Source organism: Streptomyces sp. L500, assembly GCF_054551825.1.
In genome coordinates this window covers 176247-193923 of sequence record NZ_JBTOLC010000005.1, presented here as the reverse complement: position 1 = coordinate 193923, position 17677 = coordinate 176247, and the positions used below count along the sequence as shown (strand labels likewise).

14 protein-coding genes are annotated in these 17677 nt (G+C 71.9%); 1 reads left to right on the top strand and 13 read right to left on the bottom strand.

Annotated elements, in window-relative coordinates; all coding sequences use genetic code 11:
- Nucleotides 1–17 precede the first annotated feature (17 nt).
- From ACX9I7_RS08450 to ACX9I7_RS08435, 4 genes are all read right to left on the bottom strand, one after another.
- Nucleotides 18–1610: a Na+/H+ antiporter gene (locus ACX9I7_RS08450; RefSeq protein ID WP_459386941.1), complete on the bottom strand. Its 1593-nt coding sequence runs from the start codon at nt 1608–1610 to the stop codon at nt 18–20.
- A 155-nt stretch (nt 1611–1765) separates the two neighbouring features.
- On the bottom strand, nt 1766–2707 hold the full coding sequence (locus ACX9I7_RS08445) for an RluA family pseudouridine synthase (RefSeq protein WP_387574248.1): 942 nt from the start codon (nt 2705–2707) through the stop codon (nt 1766–1768).
- A gap of 48 nt (nt 2708–2755) precedes the next feature.
- Nucleotides 2756–3322, bottom strand: a complete 567-nt coding sequence (gene lspA / locus ACX9I7_RS08440) for a signal peptidase II (protein WP_189455205.1) — start codon at nt 3320–3322, stop codon at nt 2756–2758.
- Between the two features lie 64 nt (nt 3323–3386).
- Nucleotides 3387–4916, bottom strand: a complete 1530-nt coding sequence (locus ACX9I7_RS08435; RefSeq protein ID WP_459386940.1) for a TraR/DksA family transcriptional regulator — start codon at nt 4914–4916, stop codon at nt 3387–3389.
- Nucleotides 4917–5357: 441 nt separating this feature from the next.
- Here ACX9I7_RS08435 and ileS point away from each other — a divergent pair, with 441 nt between their 5' ends.
- The gene (ileS, locus tag ACX9I7_RS08430) at nt 5358–8495 is read left to right on the top strand and encodes an isoleucine--tRNA ligase (protein WP_459386939.1); all 3138 of its coding nucleotides are present in this window, start codon (nt 5358–5360) and stop codon (nt 8493–8495) included.
- A gap of 202 nt (nt 8496–8697) precedes the next feature.
- Here the strand turns inward: ileS and ACX9I7_RS08425 are convergent, their stop codons facing one another.
- From ACX9I7_RS08425 to ftsW, 9 genes are all read right to left on the bottom strand, one after another.
- Nucleotides 8698–9912, bottom strand: a complete 1215-nt coding sequence (locus tag ACX9I7_RS08425) for a DivIVA domain-containing protein (RefSeq protein WP_189455209.1) — start codon at nt 9910–9912, stop codon at nt 8698–8700.
- Nucleotides 9913–9973: 61 nt separating this feature from the next.
- A complete protein-coding gene (locus tag ACX9I7_RS08420) occupies nt 9974–10258 on the bottom strand; it encodes a YggT family protein (protein ID WP_086567466.1) in 285 nt (94 codons plus the stop codon).
- A gap of 71 nt (nt 10259–10329) precedes the next feature.
- Nucleotides 10330–10944, bottom strand: a complete 615-nt coding sequence (locus tag ACX9I7_RS08415; RefSeq protein WP_126913729.1) for a cell division protein SepF — start codon at nt 10942–10944, stop codon at nt 10330–10332.
- A 121-nt stretch (nt 10945–11065) separates the two neighbouring features.
- Nucleotides 11066–11791, bottom strand: a complete 726-nt coding sequence (locus ACX9I7_RS08410; protein WP_459386938.1) for a YggS family pyridoxal phosphate-dependent enzyme — start codon at nt 11789–11791, stop codon at nt 11066–11068.
- On the bottom strand, nt 11788–12552 hold the full coding sequence (pgeF, locus tag ACX9I7_RS08405; RefSeq protein WP_459386937.1) for a peptidoglycan editing factor PgeF: 765 nt from the start codon (nt 12550–12552) through the stop codon (nt 11788–11790). The genes ACX9I7_RS08410 and pgeF overlap by 4 nt, the downstream gene beginning before the upstream one ends.
- A 119-nt stretch (nt 12553–12671) precedes the next feature.
- Nucleotides 12672–13919 carry a cell division protein FtsZ gene (gene ftsZ, locus ACX9I7_RS08400; protein ID WP_387574259.1) on the bottom strand — a complete coding sequence of 416 codons (1248 nt, stop codon included), beginning with the start codon at nt 13917–13919 and terminating at the stop codon, nt 12672–12674.
- 240 nt (nt 13920–14159) lie between these two features.
- A complete protein-coding gene (locus tag ACX9I7_RS08395) occupies nt 14160–15056 on the bottom strand; it encodes a cell division protein FtsQ/DivIB (RefSeq protein ID WP_459386936.1) in 897 nt (298 codons plus the stop codon).
- Nucleotides 15057–15085: 29 nt separating this feature from the next.
- Entirely contained in the window at nt 15086–16180 is a 1095-nt protein-coding gene (murG, locus tag ACX9I7_RS08390) for an undecaprenyldiphospho-muramoylpentapeptide beta-N-acetylglucosaminyltransferase (RefSeq protein ID WP_126913734.1), read from the bottom strand.
- Between the two features lie 6 nt (nt 16181–16186).
- Nucleotides 16187–17572, bottom strand: coding sequence for a putative lipid II flippase FtsW (ftsW, locus tag ACX9I7_RS08385; RefSeq protein ID WP_189455220.1), 1386 nt, complete (start codon nt 17570–17572; stop codon nt 16187–16189).
- Nucleotides 17573–17677: the final 105 nt, after the last annotated feature.

Here is a 17677-nt window from a genome sequence, read left to right as displayed (position 1 = left end):
GCGAAGGGCCGGCCGGCTCACGCCCCGCGCAGGCTGCGCATGTCGAGCTGCCGCAGCACCCGGTCGACCACCTCCGGGTCCATCCACGGCTCGCTGCGCGCGTCGAGGACCGCGTGCCGGGCGGCCGAGAGCAGCTCGGCGTGGATGGTCTGGATGGTGCGCAGCCGCTGGACGCGCTGGACGTGGGCCTCGCGCCGTTCCTCGTCGACCATCTCCGGGCTGATGCGGGCGCCGATGTCGTAGGCGCGCCGGTGGAGCATCTCGACCAGGTCCTCGGGGAGCTCCTCCTGTTCTTCGATCTCCAGCAGCCGGTGCTTGGCGGCCTTGGCGGCGCGGATGGCCAGCTGGCGCTCCAGTTCCCGGGTCCAGTCGGAGTCGGCGCGCACGCCGAGCAGCCTGACGAGCCGGGGCAGCGTCAGGCCCTGGACGACGAGGGTGGAGATGATGACGGCGAAGGCGATGAAGAGGATCTCGCCGCGGGCGGGGAAGGGCGACTTGTCGTCCGTGGTCAGCGGGATGGCCAGGGCGAGCGCCACGGAGGCCACGCCCCGCATCCCGGACCACCACATGATGATGGTCTCCCGCCAGCTGGTGAGGATCTCCTCGTCGATGTCGCGGCCCTTGTGGAGCCGCTTGGCCAGCCAGGCGGCGGGCAGCAGCCATGCCAGGCGGACGCCCACCACGACGGCGATGACGACGCCGCCGATGCCGAGCATCTCGCCCCAGCGGCCGGACGCGGTGCTGAGGGCGTTGTGCAGTTCGAGGCCGACGAGGCCGAAGGCGACGCCGGTGACGAGGGTGTCGACGATCTCCCAGAAGGTGTGCCCGGCCAGCCGCCCCAGGACGTCGTCGGCGTCGCTCGCGAACTCGGCGAGGAACAGCGCGGTGGTCAGCACCGCGAGCACCCCGGAGCCCTTGAACTCCTCGGCGAGGACGTAGGAGACGAACGGCACCAGCAGGGTGAGCCCGATCTGGAGCGTGGGGTCGCCGAGGACGTCCATCAGCCGCTTGGCGATCCAGCCGAGGGCCAGGCCGACGCCCACGGCCACCACGGCGGAGAACACCAGCTCGCCGGCCGCCCTCGGCAGCGAGAAGCTGCCGCTGACGGCTGCCGCGACGGCCACGTGGTAGAGCACGATGGCGGTGACGTCGTTGAAGAGCCCCTCCCCCTCCAGGATGGAGACGAGGCGGCGGGGCAGCCCCAGGGAGCCCGCGACGGCGGTGGCGGCCACCGGGTCGGGCGGGGCGACGAGCGCGCCCAGCGCCACGGCGGCGGCCAGCGAGATCCCCGGCACGATCGCGTTGGCGACGGCCGCGACGGCGGCGGTGGTGACGAAGACCAGCGCGACGGCGAGCAGGAAGATCGGCCGCCGGTTGGCGGCGAACTGCCGCCAGGAGGTGCGCTGGGCGGAGGCGTAGAGCAGGGGCGGCAGGACCAGCGGGAGGATGAACTCCGGCGCGATGTCGATGTTCGGCACGAACGGCAGCAGCGCCAGAACGATCCCGCCGAGCGTCATCAGCACCGGCGACGGCAGCCCGAGCCGGTCGCCCAGCGGCACGGTGACCAGCGCTCCCAGCAGCAGGACGAACAGCAGGGCGAGCTGGTCCACGGATTCCCTCCGGGCGGGTCGGTGCGGGTGTGACTGCCGGGGCCGTTCCCCCAGCCTGCCTCACCCGCCTCCGGCCCGCCCTCCGGGCCGTTCTCCCGCTCGCCTTCCGGGTCGTTCTCCCGCCCGCCCTCCAGGTCGTTCTCCGGACCGGGTGGCTACGCGCTCTCGGCGCGCACCCTGTCCAGGGCGTACCGCAGATCCTCCGGGTACTCGCTCTCGAACTCGACCCAGCGGCCGTCCGAGGGGTGCTCGAAGCCGAGGCGCACGGCGTGCAGCCACTGGCGGGTGAGCTTCAGCCGCTTGGCGAGGGTGGGGTCGGCGCCGTAGGTCATGTCGCCGACGCAGGGGTGCCGGTGGGCGGACATGTGGACGCGGATCTGGTGGGTGCGGCCCGTCTCCAGCTTGATGTCGAGGAGGCTGGCGGCCCGGAACGCCTCGATGAGGTCGTAGTGGGTCACGGACGCCTTGCCGTCGGCGATGACGGCCCACTTGTAGTCGTGGTTGGGGTGCCGGCCGATGGGGGCGTCGATGGTGCCGCTCATCGGGTCCGGGTGGCCCTGGACCAGCGCGTGGTAGCGCTTGTCGGTGATCCGCTCGCGGAACTGGTGCTTGAGGTGGGAGTAGGCGCGCTCGGACTTGGCGACGACCATCAGGCCCGAGGTGCCGACGTCCAGGCGGTGGACGATGCCCTGGCGCTCGGCGGCGCCCGACGTGGAGATGCGGTAGCCCGCCGCGGCGAGGCCGCCGATCACGGTGGGGCCCGTCCAGCCGGGGCTGGGGTGCGCGGCCACGCCCACCGGCTTGACGATCACGACGATGTCGTCGTCGTCATGGATGATCTCCATGCCCTCGACGGGCTCGGCGACGATCTGCACCGGCGCGGTCGGCGCGGGCATCTCGACCTCGAGCCAGGCGCCGCCGGTCACCCGGTCGGATTTCCCGGCCGCGGCCCCGTCGAGCTGGACCTTGCCCGCGGCAGCCAGCTCGGCGGCCTTGGTGCGGGAGAAACCGAACATGCGGGCGATCGCGGCGTCGACGCGCTCGCCCTCAAGGCCGTCGGGAACGGGGAGGGCGCGGATCTCGGGAATGGTGCTCACCCGTCGAGTATGACGGACGGACGCGGCGACCCCGCCCCGGGCCTCGGCTCAGTCCTCGTGGACGGTGCCGTCCGGGTCCAGGCCCCGGAAGGAGAGGATCACGATCAGGAAGCCGCCGCAGACGATCGCGGAGTCGGCGAGGTTGAAGACCGCGAAGTGGGCGGGCGCGATGAAGTCCACCACGCCGCCCTGGAAGCCGCCGGGCGAGCGGAACAGCCGGTCGGTGAGGTTGCCGAAGGCGCCGCCCAGCAGCAGGCCGAGCGCGATCGCCCACGGCATGCTGTGGAGCTTGCGGGCGATCCGGGCGATCGCCACGATCACGGCGGCGGCGATGACCGTGAAGACGATCGTCATCGCCTCGCCGATGCCGAAGGCCGCGCCCCGGTTGCGGATCACCTCGAACTGGAGCCAGCTGCCGAACACCTGGATGGGGTCGTGGTGCTCCAGCTGGGCGACCACGAGGAGCTTGCTGCCCAGGTCGAGGAGGTACGCGAAGGCGGCCACGGCCAGCAGCGTCCCGATGCGCCGCGGGCCCTTGGGCGCGCTCCCTTCACCGGCCGTCGCCGTCGCCCCGGTGGGCTCGGTGGGCCGTCCGGCCTGTTCCGCCTCAGTCACGTGAGTCCCTGGATGTCGTCCCTGCTGGCTGAGGACGAGGGTACGGCACGTGGTGCGGAGGCGGTCAGCGACGTTCCTGCCGCTGCTTGCACTCCACGCACAGCGTGGCCCGGGGAAATGCCTGCATACGGGCCTTGCCGATCGCTTTGCCGCAGTTGTCGCAGAGGCCGTAGGTACCGGCGTCCAGGCGCTCCAGCGCCCGCTCGGTCTGCGTCAGCATCTCCCGGGCGTTGGCCGCGAGGGCCAGTTCGTGCTCCCGGGTGATGTTCTTGGTCCCGGTGTCCGCCTGGTCGTCGCCGGCGCCGTCGCCCGAGTCGCGCATCAGGCCGCTGATCGCGGCCCGGGCGGCCTCGATCTCCGCGCGCAGCCGCATCACCTCGCCCATCAGCTCGGTACGGGCCTCGGCCACCTCCGCGGGCGACCAGGGCTCCTCCCCCGGCCGCACGGCGAGCTCGCCGGGTGCGGCGGTGCCCGTGCCCGCGCCCGCGCCCGCGCGGGCTCCCGGCACCTTCTTCGCGGCCTGCCCCATGGTCTTCTTCGCAGCCACCGTCCTGGCTCCCGTCTCCTCAGCGGACACCGCCGTCGCCGCCGGTGCGAGCTCATCGGCGGCGGCCGCGCCCTGCCGGGCCCGGCCGCCTTTCTTCGCTGGTGCGGTGGCCCCGGCGGCTCCGCCCTTCCGGGCCGCCGCGGCCGTGGCCACCGTGGCAGTCTTCCCCGCCGCGACGCTTTCTCCCGCGCGTCCCGACTTTTTGGCCGGGGCGCCCCCCTTGGCGGCCGCACGGGACGGAGCGCCCCGCTTGGCGGGGGCGGCCGCCGTGCCGCCGGAAGGCGCCTGGGCCCCAGGCGCGGCTTTCGTACGGGGGGTGCGCGCCTTGGCGGCAGGGGCGCCCTCCTCGACGGAGGCGCGCCCCTTCGCCGGGGCCTTCTTGGCCGGGACGACCCCACTGCCGGAAGACGCCTCGGCTCCCGACGCGGCTTCCGCGCCGGGCGTGCGCTTCTTGGCGGGGGCGGCCTTCGTGGCCTTCGCGGCCTTCTTGGCGGGGGCCGCCTTCTTGGCCGGGGCCGCCTTCGCGGCGGAAGCGCGTCCCTTCGCCGGGGCCGCCTCACCGCCCGGGGCGGTCCCGTCTGCGGGAGTGCCCTCACGGGCCGGGGCACCGCTCTTGGCAGCGGCCGCCTTCACCGCGGAGGCACGCCCCTTCGCTGAGGACGCTGCCTTCTTGGCCGGAGCGGCCTCACCGCCGGGAGCGCCTTTGGCAGCGGTCGTCTTCGCCTTCCCGGCAGCGGCCCTCTTGGGCGGGGTGGCCTTCCTGGCCGAGGTCGCCTTCTTGCTGGGCGCGGACGACGCCCTAGCTGTGGGCTCGGCCGGCGCGGCCTTCGCCGTCTTCGCCGACTTCGCCGTCTTCTTCGCAGGCGCGGCCTTCGCCGCCTTGGCGGCCTTCCCCGCCGCCGCCACGGCGTTCGCCTTCCGTCCGGACGACGCGGCCGACGTCGCCGCCGGCCCGGCGGGCCGCCTCGCGGCCCGCTTCGCGGCAGGCGCCGTCTCCCCCGCGAGCGCAGGCGCAGCCGACTTCGCCGCCGTCGACTTCTCCGCCATGGCCGCGATCCCTTCACATTTTATGATCTTGGGCGCAAATCGTGCGGGAACGATAAATCGTCCGGACCCCCTCGGCAACGGGGCTCGCCGGTCTCCCCCTCCGTGCCCCGCCTCCGGCCCCTTATTCGGTCGGCCGCCGCGCCGTCCGCCCCGTACACTGGGCGCAGCGAAAGGCGTGGAAGGGACCAGTAGCGCCGCACGCAGCCATCAGCGATCCGGGGACGGTGCGAGCCCGGGGGTGTGCGCGGGGTGAAGATCAGCCCGGAGCCGCCGGAAGAACGCCCCCGGACCGACGGGGGCCAGTAGAACCGGCGTCGCGACCCTAATGAGGGGGCCGGAGACGGGGATCGTCTGCGGCCAAGGAGGGTGGTACCGCGGGAGCGCGCAGCGCGTCTCGTCCCTCCGACGGACAGTGCGACGACGTTCCGCCGGAGGAAGCCGATGACGCAGTACCGCCAGGTACCCGCACAGGTCGATCTGCCCGCCCTCGAGCACGCGGTGCTCGACTTCTGGCGCGAGCACAAGACCTTCGCCCGTACCCTCGAGCAGTCCGAGGGCCGCCCCGAGTGGGTGTTCTACGAGGGCCCGCCCACCGCCAACGGCATGCCCGGCGCCCACCACATCGAAGCCCGCGTCTTCAAGGACGTCTTCCCCCGCTTCCGCACGATGCAGGGCTACCACGTGGCCCGCAAGGCCGGCTGGGACTGCCACGGCCTGCCGGTCGAGCTCGCCGTCGAGAAGGAGCTCGGCTTCTCCGGCAAGCAGGACATCGAGGCGTACGGCATCGCCGAGTTCAACGCCAAGTGCCGCGAGTCCGTGACCCGCCACACCGACGCCTTCGCCGACCTCACCACCCGCATGGGCTACTGGGTCGACCTGGACGACGCCTACCGCACCATGGACCCGGACTACGTCCAGTCCGTCTGGTGGTCGCTGAAGGAGATCTTCAACAAGGGCCTGCTGGTCCAGGACCACCGCGTCGCCCCCTGGTGCCCCCGCTGCGGCACCGGCCTGTCCGACCACGAGCTCGCGCAGGGCTACGAGACGGTCGTCGACCCCTCCGTCTTCGTCCGCTTCCCGCTGACCTCCGGCCCGCTCGCCGGCGAGGCCGCGCTGCTGGTGTGGACGACCACCCCGTGGACGCTGGTCTCCAACACGGCGGCCGCCGCCCACCCCGACGTCACCTACGTCGTGGCCACCGACGGCACCGAGAAGCTGGTCGTCGCCGAGCCTCTCCTGGAGAAGGCCCTCGGCGAGGGCTGGACGGCCACCGGCCAGTCCTTCACCGGCCGTGAGATGGAGCGCTGGGCCTACCGTCGCCCGTTCGACCTGGTCGAGTTCCCCGAGGCCGCCCACTTCGTCGTCAACGCCGAGTACGTCACCACCGAGGACGGCACCGGTCTGGTCCACCAGGCCCCGGCCTTCGGTGAGGACGACCTCAGGACCTGCCGCGCCTACGGCCTCCCGGTCGTCAACCCGGTCCGTCCCGACGGCACCTTCGAGGAGGGCCTCGGCCTCGTCGGCGGCGAGTTCTTCAAGAAGGCCGACGAGAAGCTCGTCGCCGACCTCGCCGAGCGCGGCCTGCTCTTCAAGCACGTCGCCTACGAGCACAGCTACCCCCACTGCTGGCGCTGCCACACCGCGCTCCTCTACTACGCGCAGCCGTCCTGGTACATCCGCACCACCGCCGTCAAGGACCGGCTGCTCCAGGAGAACGAGAAGACCAACTGGTTCCCCGACTCGGTCAAGCACGGCCGCTTCGGCGACTGGCTGAACAACAACATCGACTGGGCCCTGTCCCGCAACCGCTACTGGGGCACCCCGCTGCCCATCTGGCGCTGCGAGGACGACCACCTCACCTGCGTCGGCTCGCTCGCCGAGCTCTCCGAGCTGACCGGCACCGACCAGAGCGGCCTCGACCCGCACCGTCCGTACATCGACGACGTGACCTTCGGCTGTACGGCCGAGGGATGCTCGCACACCGCCGTCCGGGTGCCGGAGGTCATCGACGCCTGGTACGACTCGGGCTCCATGCCGTTCGCCCAGTGGGGCTACCCCTACAAGAACAAGGAGCTCTTCGAGCAGCGCTACCCGGCGCAGTTCATCTCCGAGGCCATCGACCAGACGCGTGGCTGGTTCTACACGCTGATGGCGGTCGGCACGCTCGTCTTCGACAAGTCGTCGTACGAGAACGTGGTCTGCCTGGGCCACATCCTCGCCGAGGACGGCCGGAAGATGTCCAAGCACCTGGGCAACATCCTCCAGCCCATCCCGCTGATGGACCAGCACGGCGCCGACGCCGTCCGCTGGTTCATGGCGGCCGGCGGCTCCCCGTGGGCCGCGCGTCGCGTGGGCCACGGCACGATCCAGGAGGTGGTGCGCAAGACGCTCCTCACCTACTGGAACACCGTCGCCTTCCAGGCCCTGTACGCCCGGACGTCCGGCTGGGCGCCCAGCGCGGCCGACCCGGCGGCGGCCGACCGCCCGCTGATCGACCGTTGGCTGCTCGGTGAGCTCAACACGCTCGTCGACCAGGTCACCCAGGCCCTGGAGGCCTACGACACCCAGCGCGCCGGCAAGCTCCTGTCGTCCTTCGTCGACGACCTCTCCAACTGGTACGTCCGCCGCTCCCGCCGCCGCTTCTGGCAGGGCGACGCGGCCGCGCTGCGCACGCTCCACGAGGTCATCGAGACCGTCACGCGGCTGATGGCCCCCCTCACCCCGTTCATCACCGAGCGGGTGTGGCAGGACCTGGTCGTCCCGGTCGACCCGCAGGCCCCGGAGTCGGTGCACCTCTCCACGTGGCCGGTCGCGGACGCCTCCCTCATCGACCCGGCGCTGTCCCAGCAGATGCTGCTGGTCCGTCGCCTGGTCGAGCTGGGCCGCGCCACGCGCGCCGAGTCCGGCGTCAAGACGCGCCAGCCGCTGTCGCGCGCGCTGGTCGCGGCGGCCGGTTTCGAGACGCTGGGCGAGGAGCTGCGCGCCCAGATCGCCGAGGAGCTGAACGTCTCCTCGCTCGCCTCCCTCTCGGAGGTCGGCGGCTCGCTGGTCGACACCACGGCCAAGGCGAACTTCCGTGCGCTGGGCAAGCGTTTCGGCAAGGGCGTCCAGGCGGTGGCGAAGGCGGTCGCGGCGGCCGACGCGGCGGCGCTGTCGCTGGCCCTGCGCGAGGGGACGGCCTCGGTCGTCGTCGACGGTGAGACCGTCGCCCTCGCTCCGGACGAGGTCATCATCACCGAGACCCCGCGCGAGGGCTGGTCCGTGGCCTCCGACTCGGGTGCGACCGTCGCGCTCGACCTGGAGATCACGCCCGAGCTGCGACGCGCGGGCCTGGCCCGCGACGCGATCCGGCTGATCCAGGAGGCGCGCAAGAACAGCGGGCTGGATGTGGCCGACCGGATCGCGCTGCGGTGGGTCTCCACCGATGAGGATGTCGTGACGGCGCTGGGCGAGCACGCGGGCCTTATCGCGGACGAGGTCCTGGCGACGGACTTCGCGGCCGGCGAGGCGGATGGCTCCTACGGCGAGCCGTTCACCGACGAGGGGCTCGGACTGACGTTCCGCCTCCGTAAGGCGTAAGCAGACGGGTGATCCCGAGGCCCCGGCGCTGCGCGCCGGGGCTTTCGCCCACCCGCCCGCCCGTTTACCCACACACGTCATGACGTTTCTGGGTGAACGGGCGGGTGGGTGGGCGAATCCCGCGCCGGAGGCGCACAAATGGGCCGGGCCCCTGGGAGATCCCAGGGGCCCGGCCCAATGTGTGCCGACGGCGCTGTAGCCGTCAGTTGTCGTCCTCATCGATGAGGAACCCACGCATCGGCGAAGGCGCCTGCATCGGCTGCTGCCCCTGCGGCCGCACCGGAGCCATCGGCTGCGTCATGGCCGGCGACATCTGCTGCTGACCGCCGTACGACGGGGCACCCGTGGAGGGAGCGCCCATCGACTGGTTGCCGCCCATGCTGTGACCGCCCATGCCCGCGCCGGCCGAGGCCATCGACCCGCTCATCGAGGGGGCCGGCGGCAGCGACGCGGCGGCCGGGGTGCGCGGCGGGGCCAGCGAGTCGTCCGCCTGGTTCTCCAGCTGACGCAGCTGGCTCTCCAGGTAGGACTTCAGTCGCGTGCGGTACTCGCGCTCGAAGCCGCGCAGGTCCTCGACCTTGCGCTCCAGCGTGGCGCGGGCGGACTCCAGGGAGCCCATCGCGACACGGTGCTTCTCCTGCGCGTCCCGCTCCAGGGCGTCCGCCTTGGCACGGGCGTCCCGCTCCAGACCCTCGGCGCGGCTGCGCGCCTCGCCGACGATCTTGTTGGCCTCGGAACGGGCCTCCGCGATCGCCTGGTCGGCCGTCTGCTGCGCGAGCGAGAGAACACGGGCCGCGCTGTCGCCACCCGGGCCCTGGCCCGGCTGCGGCAGCTGCGGTGCGCCCATGGGGGCGTTCTGCGCCATGGGGTTCTGGCCCATCGGACCGTTCTGCCCCATGGGGTTCTGCCCCATCGGTCCGTTCTGCCCCATGGGTCCGCCCATCGGGCCACCCATCGGGCCGTTCTGGCCCATCGGACCGTTCTGACCCATGGGGCCGTTCTGACCCATCGGTCCGTTCTGTCCCATCGGGCCGGGACCGTGCGGGCCCTGGGGACCGTGGCCGTGACCGCCCGGACCGGCCGGCAGCTGCGGGGCACCGCCCGGAAGCTGCGGCGGGCCGCCCATCTGCTGCTGGTTCGGCGGTACCGGCTGCGGGCCCGATATGGCGGCGGGCACCGGAGCGCCGGGTCGCTGGTCCTGGGGCTCGGGCTTGCGCATGTTCTGCTGCTGGTTCTGCGCGGCGGCACGCGTCGCGGCGGCCAGCTTGGCGCGCAGGTCCTCGTTCTCCCGGAGCAGGCGGGTCAGTTCCGCCTCCACCTCGTCGAGAAAGGCGTCGACCTCGTCCTCGTCATAGCCTTCTCGGAGGCGGACGGTCGTGAACTGCTTGTTCCGCACGTCCTCGGGGCTCAGCGGCATCTCTTCTTCACCTCAACGTAGTCGTCGGCAATCGGCAAGACCGTATCGTTCACAGCCGCGTTCACAGCCGGCTCACGACGGTGATCAGGATGTAGACGATGATCATCAGTACGAAGAAGGACAGGTCGAGCGCTACGCCCCCGAGACGCAGCGGCGGGATGACCCGCCGCAGAAGCTTGAGTGGCGGATCGGTGACAGTGTAGGTGGCCTCCAGGAGGACCACCATCGCCTTACCGGGTTGCCACGAGCGGGCGAACTGGAAGACGTAGTCCATCACCAGCCGGAAGATCAGCACGATCAGGAAGCAGTACAGCGCGATGTAGATCACCTGCTGTGCGATGCCCATCTCGCGCTTCCCTCTCCCCTTGCTCGTACTCGACCTGACCGGCCGTTGTCCGGATTGCCCGGTGTTGCGTCTCAGCTCTGGTTGAAGAACCCACCCTCTGCGATGCGGGCCTTGTCCTCCGCCGTGACATCGACGTTAGCAGGCGACAGCAGGAACACCTTCTGTGTCACCCGCTCGATGCTGCCGTGGAGTCCGAAGACCAGACCGGCCGCGAAGTCGACAAGTCGCTTCGCGTCGGTGTCGTCCATCTCGGTGAGATTCATGATCACCGGAGTGCCCTCGCGGAAGTGTTCCCCGATGGTACGGGCCTCGTTGTAGGTCCGGGGGTGCAATGTCGTGATGCGGTAGGGCTCCCGCTCGGACACAACCTTGGGCATGATCACCGGTGCGTTCTTCTCCAGAGAGTGGCGTTCGGGTGTGATGGACGACACGGGGGCGATTCGGGCGGGTCGTCCCGGTTCCGCTACGAGCGGAGCCGGTTCACGCTGTGCGGGCGGCTGGGCGACTCGAACCGGTTCGTCCGATTGCGTCTGTTGTGCCGTGTGCGCCTGGTGTTGCTGCTGCCGGCGCCGGTCCGGCTCCGGCTCGGGTTCGAACTCGTCATCGGGGTCGAACCCCGGGCCGTCGTAACCATCGTCCTCCACGAGGCCGAGGTAGACCGCCATCTTGCGCATCGCGCCGGCCATTCTCCGCATCCTCCGCTCTGTGGTGGATCGGCTCCGTCAACGGCGCCCGGATCCACGTGGTCCGCCCGCCTTTTGACGGGAATGACCATATTTTCTGCTGTGGTCCGACTTCCTGGCGACGTTACCCGAGCCGGGGTCGGACTCCGAGTACCGCTGAGCCGACACGTACATGTGTCGCACCGGCCGCAACGGCGTCCTCGAGATCCGCGCTCATCCCTGCTGACACCATGTTCGCAGTCGGATGAGCCGCGCGCAGGTGCGTTGCGATTTCCATCAGCCGGTCGAAGGCGGCCCGCGGTCTGCCCGCGAAGGGGCCGGAGAGCGGAGCGACCGTCATCAAACCCGCCGGTCGCAGCCCTTCCGCCGCGGCGATCTCGTCGGCCAGGGCCGCCACGCCGTCGGGCGCGACACCGCCCCGCGCCCCGCGCTCCCCCGACTCCGCGTCGAGCGCCACCTGGATCAGGCAGTCGAGCTCGGTCTCCCGCCCGGTCCGGACGGCCGCCTGGGACAGGGAGGCGACCAGTCGGTCCCGGTCAATGGAGTGCACCAGACCGGCGTAATTCACCACCGACCGGACCTTGTTTGTCTGCAACTGTCCGACGAAGTGCCAGGTAAGGGGCAGATCCGAGCACTCCGCCGCCTTGGGGGCGGCGTCCTGGTCGCGGTTCTCCCCTACATGACGGACCCCCAGCTCCGCGAGGAGACGAACGTCGCTCGCGGGGTAGGTCTTGGTGACCACGATGAGGGTCACCTCCTCGCGCGGCCGGCCCGCCGAGGCGCAGGCGGCGGAGATACGTTCCTCCACCCGAGCGAGGTTGTGGGCCAACTGGTCCTTGCGGTCCGTCACGACTGCTCCTCCAGCCATACGTAGGAGGCCAGCCGTCCCGTGGTCCGCTCGCGCCGGTAGGAGAAGTGGTCGGCGGACTCCATCGTGCAGATGTCCGATCTGCCCACGGAGGTGACGCCCATTCGGCCGAGCTGGGCCGCGACCCCGTTCGCCACGTCCACCGCCGGGGTGCCCCACCGGGTGGTGGCCCAGGACTCCGGTGCCGCCTCGGCGACCTCGGCGCGCATCGCCTCGGGCACCTCGTAGCAGCCGCCGCAGACCGAGGGGCCGATGTGCGCGCGGATCCGGTCCGGCTCGGCGCCGAGCCGGAGCATCTCCGTCACCACCGCCGGGACCACTCCGGCGACGAGCCCGGGGCGCCCGGCGTGGGCGGCGCCCGTGATCCCGGCGACCGGGTCGGCGAGGAGCACCGGGACGCAGTCGGCGGTGAGCACCGCGAGGGCCAGGCCCCGACGGGTGGTCACCACCGCGTCCACCGCCGGGGTTTCGCCCTTTTGCCACGGTCCGTCCACGACCGCGACATCCTTGCCGTGCACCTGGTTCATCCAGACGACGCCGGCCGGGTCGAGGCCGAGGGCCTCGGCGGCCCGTGCCCGGTTGGTCCGCACGGCGGCCGGATCGTCGCCGACCGCTCCGCCGAGGTTGAGCTCCGCATACGGAGCGGCGCTCACCCCGCCCCACCTGTCGGTGGAGGCGAAGTGCGCGCCGCTCGCGTGTGCCACGTGTTCTACGGGGGGCACTGTGTGCTGTTGCCCTATCACTCGCTGCCGTTCAGTGGTTCTTCGGTGTCACTTCGGGCTGGTTCGACTTCAGGGCCGGTCGCCGGTGGACCGGTTCGCCCGAGGCGGTGCCGCCTCGGGCGAGCTCCCGTGAAGTGCGGTCACTTCAGGAAGTCGGGGACGTCCAGTTCCTCGGCCGTCGAGTCCTGGTACGGCCGGGCCGGCGGCACCTGCGGGGAGCTGACCGGCGGCGGGGGGACCTCGGCGACCGGCGACGGCTCGGCCGGCGCGGGCTCCTCGGTGCGCGGGGTCACGCTGCCGAGGCCACCGAAGGACGGGCGGGACGGCTCGGACGGCGCCGGGGCCGGCCGGCCGGCGGCGCCGACCGGGCTCTCCTCGCGGCCGGAGCCGTAGGAGGAGGAGCCGCCGAGCACCTTGTCGCGGCTGCCCTTGGCCGGCGGCTGGCCGCCGTCGAAGCCGGCCGCGATGACGGTGACCCGGACCTCGTCGCCCAGGGCGTCGTCGATGACGGCACCGAAGATGATGTTGGCCTCGGGGTGGGCGGCCTCGCTGACCAGCTGGGCGGCCTCGTTGATCTCGAAGAGACCGAGGTCGGAGCCGCCGGAGATGGAGAGCAGCACACCGCGGGCGCCGTCGATGGACGCCTCCAGCAGCGGCGAGGAGATCGCCATCTCGGCGGCGGCCACGGCGCGGTCGTCGCCGCGGGCCGAGCCGATGCCCATGAGGGCCGAGCCCGCCTCGGACATCACGGACTTGACGTCCGCGAAGTCCAGGTTGATCAGGCCGGGGGTGGTGATCAGGTCGGTGATGCCCTGGACACCGGAGAGCAGGACCTGGTCGGCCGACTTGAACGCGTCGAGCACGCTCACCTGGCGGTCCGAGATGGACAGCAGCCGGTCGTTGGGGATGACGATGAGCGTGTCCACCTCGTCGCGGAGGCTGGCGATGCCGTCCTCGGCCTGGTTCGCCCGGCGCCGGCCCTCGAAGGTGAACGGTCGGGTGACCACACCGATCGTCAGGGCGCCCAGCGAGCGGGCGATGTTGGCCACGACGGGCGCGCCGCCGGTGCCGGTGCCGCCGCCCTCGCCGGCGGTGACGAAGACCATGTCGGCCCCCTTGAGGACCTCCTCGATCTCCTCGCGGTGGTCCTCGGCCGCCTTGCGGCCGACATCGGGGTTCGCGCCGGCACCGAGGCCACGCGTGAGTTCCCGGCCGACGTCGAGCTTGACGTCGGCGTCGCTCATCAGCAGGGCCTGTGCATCGGTGTTGATCGCGATGAACTCGACGCCCTTGAGACCGACCTCGATCATCCGGTTGATGGCGTTCACGCCACCGCCGCCGATGCCGACGACCTTGATGACTGCGAGGTAGTTCTGCGGTGCTGCCACGTCGAAGGCCTCTCGCCTCGAGTTACGTATGCCTGGGGGCGGTTCTCAATGCCGACCCGAACCCTAACGTTGAACTTTAGGGTTACCGGTGCCACTGTTCCCTGGGTTCTCCGAAACAGGACACTAAGTCGACAAGCGGCGCGGCTTCAACGAACACGCCGAACCTCCCGTTTTTCTTTTCACCCTATGTGATCACCCATAGCCGTAGCCAACCAGGGTGCTGGCCAGCCGGGATCGACGTCAACTCCCGGACACCGCGGGCGCCGCCGGGGCGCTCACATCGAAGTGTTTCGCGCCCCCCGCCGCCTTGAGGAGCGCGACGAGCGTACGGGCCTTCGCCTCGCCCCGCTCACCACTGCCCCAGGCGATCGTCCGATCATCCGTCAGCTCCACGGTGATGGAGTCGTAGGAGCGCACCCGGATGGCGCGGGTGTCCCGGCGCACCTCGGCGGGCAGGTCGGCGGCGACGCGGGCGGCCTCGCGCTCCAGCCGTTCGACGCCGAACCGGCGGTTTCCGGGCGAGCCGGAGTCCTCCACCACGAGCCGGGGCACCCCGGCCACGGCTTGATCGACTGTGGCGAACCGCACTCCGCTGCCGTCGATTTCAATAAACTTCCCGCCCTTTTCGAGCAGGACCTTGGGGCGGCGTTCGGTCACTTTCAGACCGATCGTGTGCGGCCAGGAACGTACGACGTCCACCGACTCGATCCGCTTCAGCCGGGTCAGCAGCCGTTCCTCGATGGCGCCGGTGTCCACGGAGGCCAGGGGGTCGCCCAGCGGCACCCGGGCCGCCTCGCTCACCTGTGCGGCCGTCAGCACCGTGGTGCCGCTGACCTCCACGCGGGTGACGCGCAGCCAGCCGGAGCCATAGAGCACCCAGATGGCGGCGGCGCCGGACAGCAGGCTGACGACCGCCCAGAGGAGCGGTCCGCGCGCGCCGGAGCGGAGGCGGGCCCGGGGGCCGCCCGGGCCGCTCCGGCGGGGCGCGCGGCCCCGCCGGGGCGTGCCGGAGGACGGGGACCGGGACGGCTTGGGCCGCCCGGCCGGTCCGGAGGGCCCGGAAGACCTCGCGGTCCCGGAGGACTTGGACTTGCCGTTCTTGGCCGCCCCACGCCGGGCGGTCGTCGGTCCGGCCACGCTCCCCAGCCTCCTGCTCCTACGGGCCGTCAGCCCGCTCTGTGTGCGGCGATCGCCTCGTACACCATGCCGACCAGCAGCTCGTCGGCGTCGCGCCGGCCGAACTCGGCGGCGGCCCGGGACATGTCGTACAGCCGGTGCGGATCGGACAGCACCGGAAGGACGTTGGACGTCACCCACTCGGGGGTGAGCTCGGCGTCGTCGACCAGCAGGCCGCCGCCCGCCTTGACGAGCGGCTGGGCGTTGAGCCGCTGCTCGCCGTTGCCGATGGGCAGCGGGACGTAGGCCGCCGGGAGGCCGACGGCGGACAGCTCCGCGACGGTCATCGCGCCCGCGCGGCAGAGCATCATGTCGGCCGCGGCGTACGCGAGGTCCATCCGGTCTACATACGATACCGGGACATAGGGCGGCATTCCGGGCATGTTGTCGACGCGCGGCAGTTCGTTCTTCGGACCGACCGCGTGGAGCACCTGGATGCCCGCGCGCTGGAGGAACGGCACGACGGTCTGGACGACCTCGTTCAGCCGGCGGGCGCCCTGCGAGCCGCCGGAGACCAGCAGCGTGGGCAGGTTGGGGTCGAGCCCGAAGGCGGCCCGGGCCTCGGGGCGGACGGCCGCCCGGTCCAGGGTCGCGATGGTGCGGCGCAGCGGGATGCCCACGTAGCGGGCGTTGCGCAGCTTGCTGTCCGGGGTGGACACCGCGACGCCGGCGGCGTAGCGCGAGCCGATCTTGTTGGCCAGGCCGGGGCGGGCGTTGGCCTCGTGGACGATGATCGGCACGCCGCGCCGCTTGGCGGCCAGGTAGCCGGGCAGGGCCACGTAGCCGCCGAAGCCGACCACGCAGTCGGCCTTGGTGCGCTCCAGGATCTGCTCGGCGGCCTTGATGGTGCCGCGCAGCCGCCCGGGGACGGTGATCAGCTCCGGGGTGGGCTTGCGGGGCAGCGGTACGGCGGGGATCAGCCCCAGCTCGTAGCCCCGCTCGGGCACCAGGCGGGTCTCCAGGCCCCGCTCCGTGCCGAGCGCTGTGATCCCCACGGTCGGGTCCTGCCTGCGCAGGGCGTCCGCGAGGGCGAGCGCGGGCTCGATGTGTCCGGCGGTTCCTCCGCCGGCGAGTACGACATGCACCGAAATTCACCGCTCTCCGGACGGTCGCTTCTTGACGCGCCGTCTCATCGTCTTCCATCTCACCCCAGGCTGCCGCATGGCCAGCGCCGCCCGCGCACCGGGTTCGTCGCGCGCGAAGGCGATGAGCAGTCCGATGGCGAACATGGTCGGCAGCAGGGCTGACCCTCCGTAGGAGAACAGCGGGAGCGGGACACCGGCGATCGGCAGCAGGCCGAGCACCGCACCGATGTTGACCACGGCCTGGGCCGTGATCCAGGTGGTCACGCCTCCCGCGGCGTACCTCACGAAGGGGTCCTCCGTGCGTCCGGCCACGCGGATACCCGCATAGCCTAGAGCCGCGAACAGGGCGAGTACCGACAGCGTCCCCGCCAGACCCAGCTCCTCGCCGGTGATCGCGAAGATGAAGTCCGTGTGGGGCTCGGGCAGTTCACCCCATTTTTCCACACTCGCCCCGAGTCCGGCACCGAACCAGCCGCCGTTGGCCAGCGCGTAGATGCCGTGGACGGCCTGCCAGCACTGGTCGTGGTCGCCCGGGTCCGTGGCCCCGATGCACTCCAGCCGGGACATCCGGTTCGCACTGGTCTTGATGAAGAGTACGGCGAGGGCGGCGGTGACGCCGAACACCCCGGAGAAGAGCCGGGTGGGGGCGCCCGCCACCCACAGCAGCCCGAGCAGCACGGCGGTGAGGACCACGGTGGTGCCCATGTCGCCGCCGAGCATGATCAGGCCCAGCAGCAGGAAGGTGACCGGGACCAGCGGCACCAGCAGGTGCTTCCACTGGGTGAGGAGCTTCTTGGAGTGCTTGCGGGCCAGCAGGTCGGCGCCCCACAGCACGAGCGCGAGCTTGGCGAACTCGCTGGGCTGCATCTGGAAGGGCCCGCCGAGCGAGATCCAGTTGGTGTTGCCGTTGATGGTCTCGCCGATGCCGGGCACCTGGACCAGGCAGAGCAGGAAGACCGAGACGGCCAGCAACGGGTAGGCCAGGGCGCGCAGCAGCCGGACCGGGGTGCGGGCGGCCGCGAGCAGCAGGACGGTGCCGATGGCGGCGGCCAGCAGCTGTTTGCGGAAGAAGTAGCTGGGGGCGAGGCCGTTCTGGAGGGCCTTGATCTGGGAGGCGGAGTAGACCATCACCAGGCCGAGCACGGTGATCAGCAGGGAGCCGCCGAGCACCAGGTAGTACGCGGTCAGCGGCCGGTCCCAGGCGCGCCTGGCGCGGGCGTGGAGGCCCCGCAGGCCGCCGCCCCGGCCGCCGGGGGGCCGCCGGGGCGCGGGAGCGCGCCCGGACCCGCCACGGGCGGCGGGGCGGGGCGCCCGTACGGACCGGGAGCCCGCCGCGGGCCCGCGCAGGGCCCGCCACACGCCGGCCGGCGTCAGCATGTCGTCCGCGTGCATCCGGGTCGCCCCTTCGGTCTCCCGCGGCGTCCGGCCGTGTCGCCGGGGCCGGCTCGCCGCGCTCGTCGGTTCCTGACGGGCGCGGCGCCCGGCCGCGGGGACCGG

What these genes read in the sequence shown, in the direction of transcription:
- ACX9I7_RS08435 (WP_459386940.1), bottom strand. Translation starts at nt 4,916, where the DNA reads ATGGCGGAGAAGTCGACGGCGGCGAAGTCGGCTGCGCCTGCGCTCGCG.
- ileS (WP_459386939.1), top strand. Translation starts at nt 5,358, where the DNA reads ATGACGCAGTACCGCCAGGTACCCGCACAGGTCGATCTGCCCGCCCTC.
- ACX9I7_RS08425 (WP_189455209.1), bottom strand. Translation starts at nt 9,912, where the DNA reads ATGCCGCTGAGCCCCGAGGACGTGCGGAACAAGCAGTTCACGACCGTC.
- ACX9I7_RS08420 (WP_086567466.1), bottom strand. Translation starts at nt 10,258, where the DNA reads ATGGGCATCGCACAGCAGGTGATCTACATCGCGCTGTACTGCTTCCTG.
- ACX9I7_RS08415 (WP_126913729.1), bottom strand. Translation starts at nt 10,944, where the DNA reads ATGGCCGGCGCGATGCGCAAGATGGCGGTCTACCTCGGCCTCGTGGAG.
- ftsW (WP_189455220.1), bottom strand. Translation starts at nt 17,572, where the DNA reads ATGCACGCGGACGACATGCTGACGCCGGCCGGCGTGTGGCGGGCCCTG.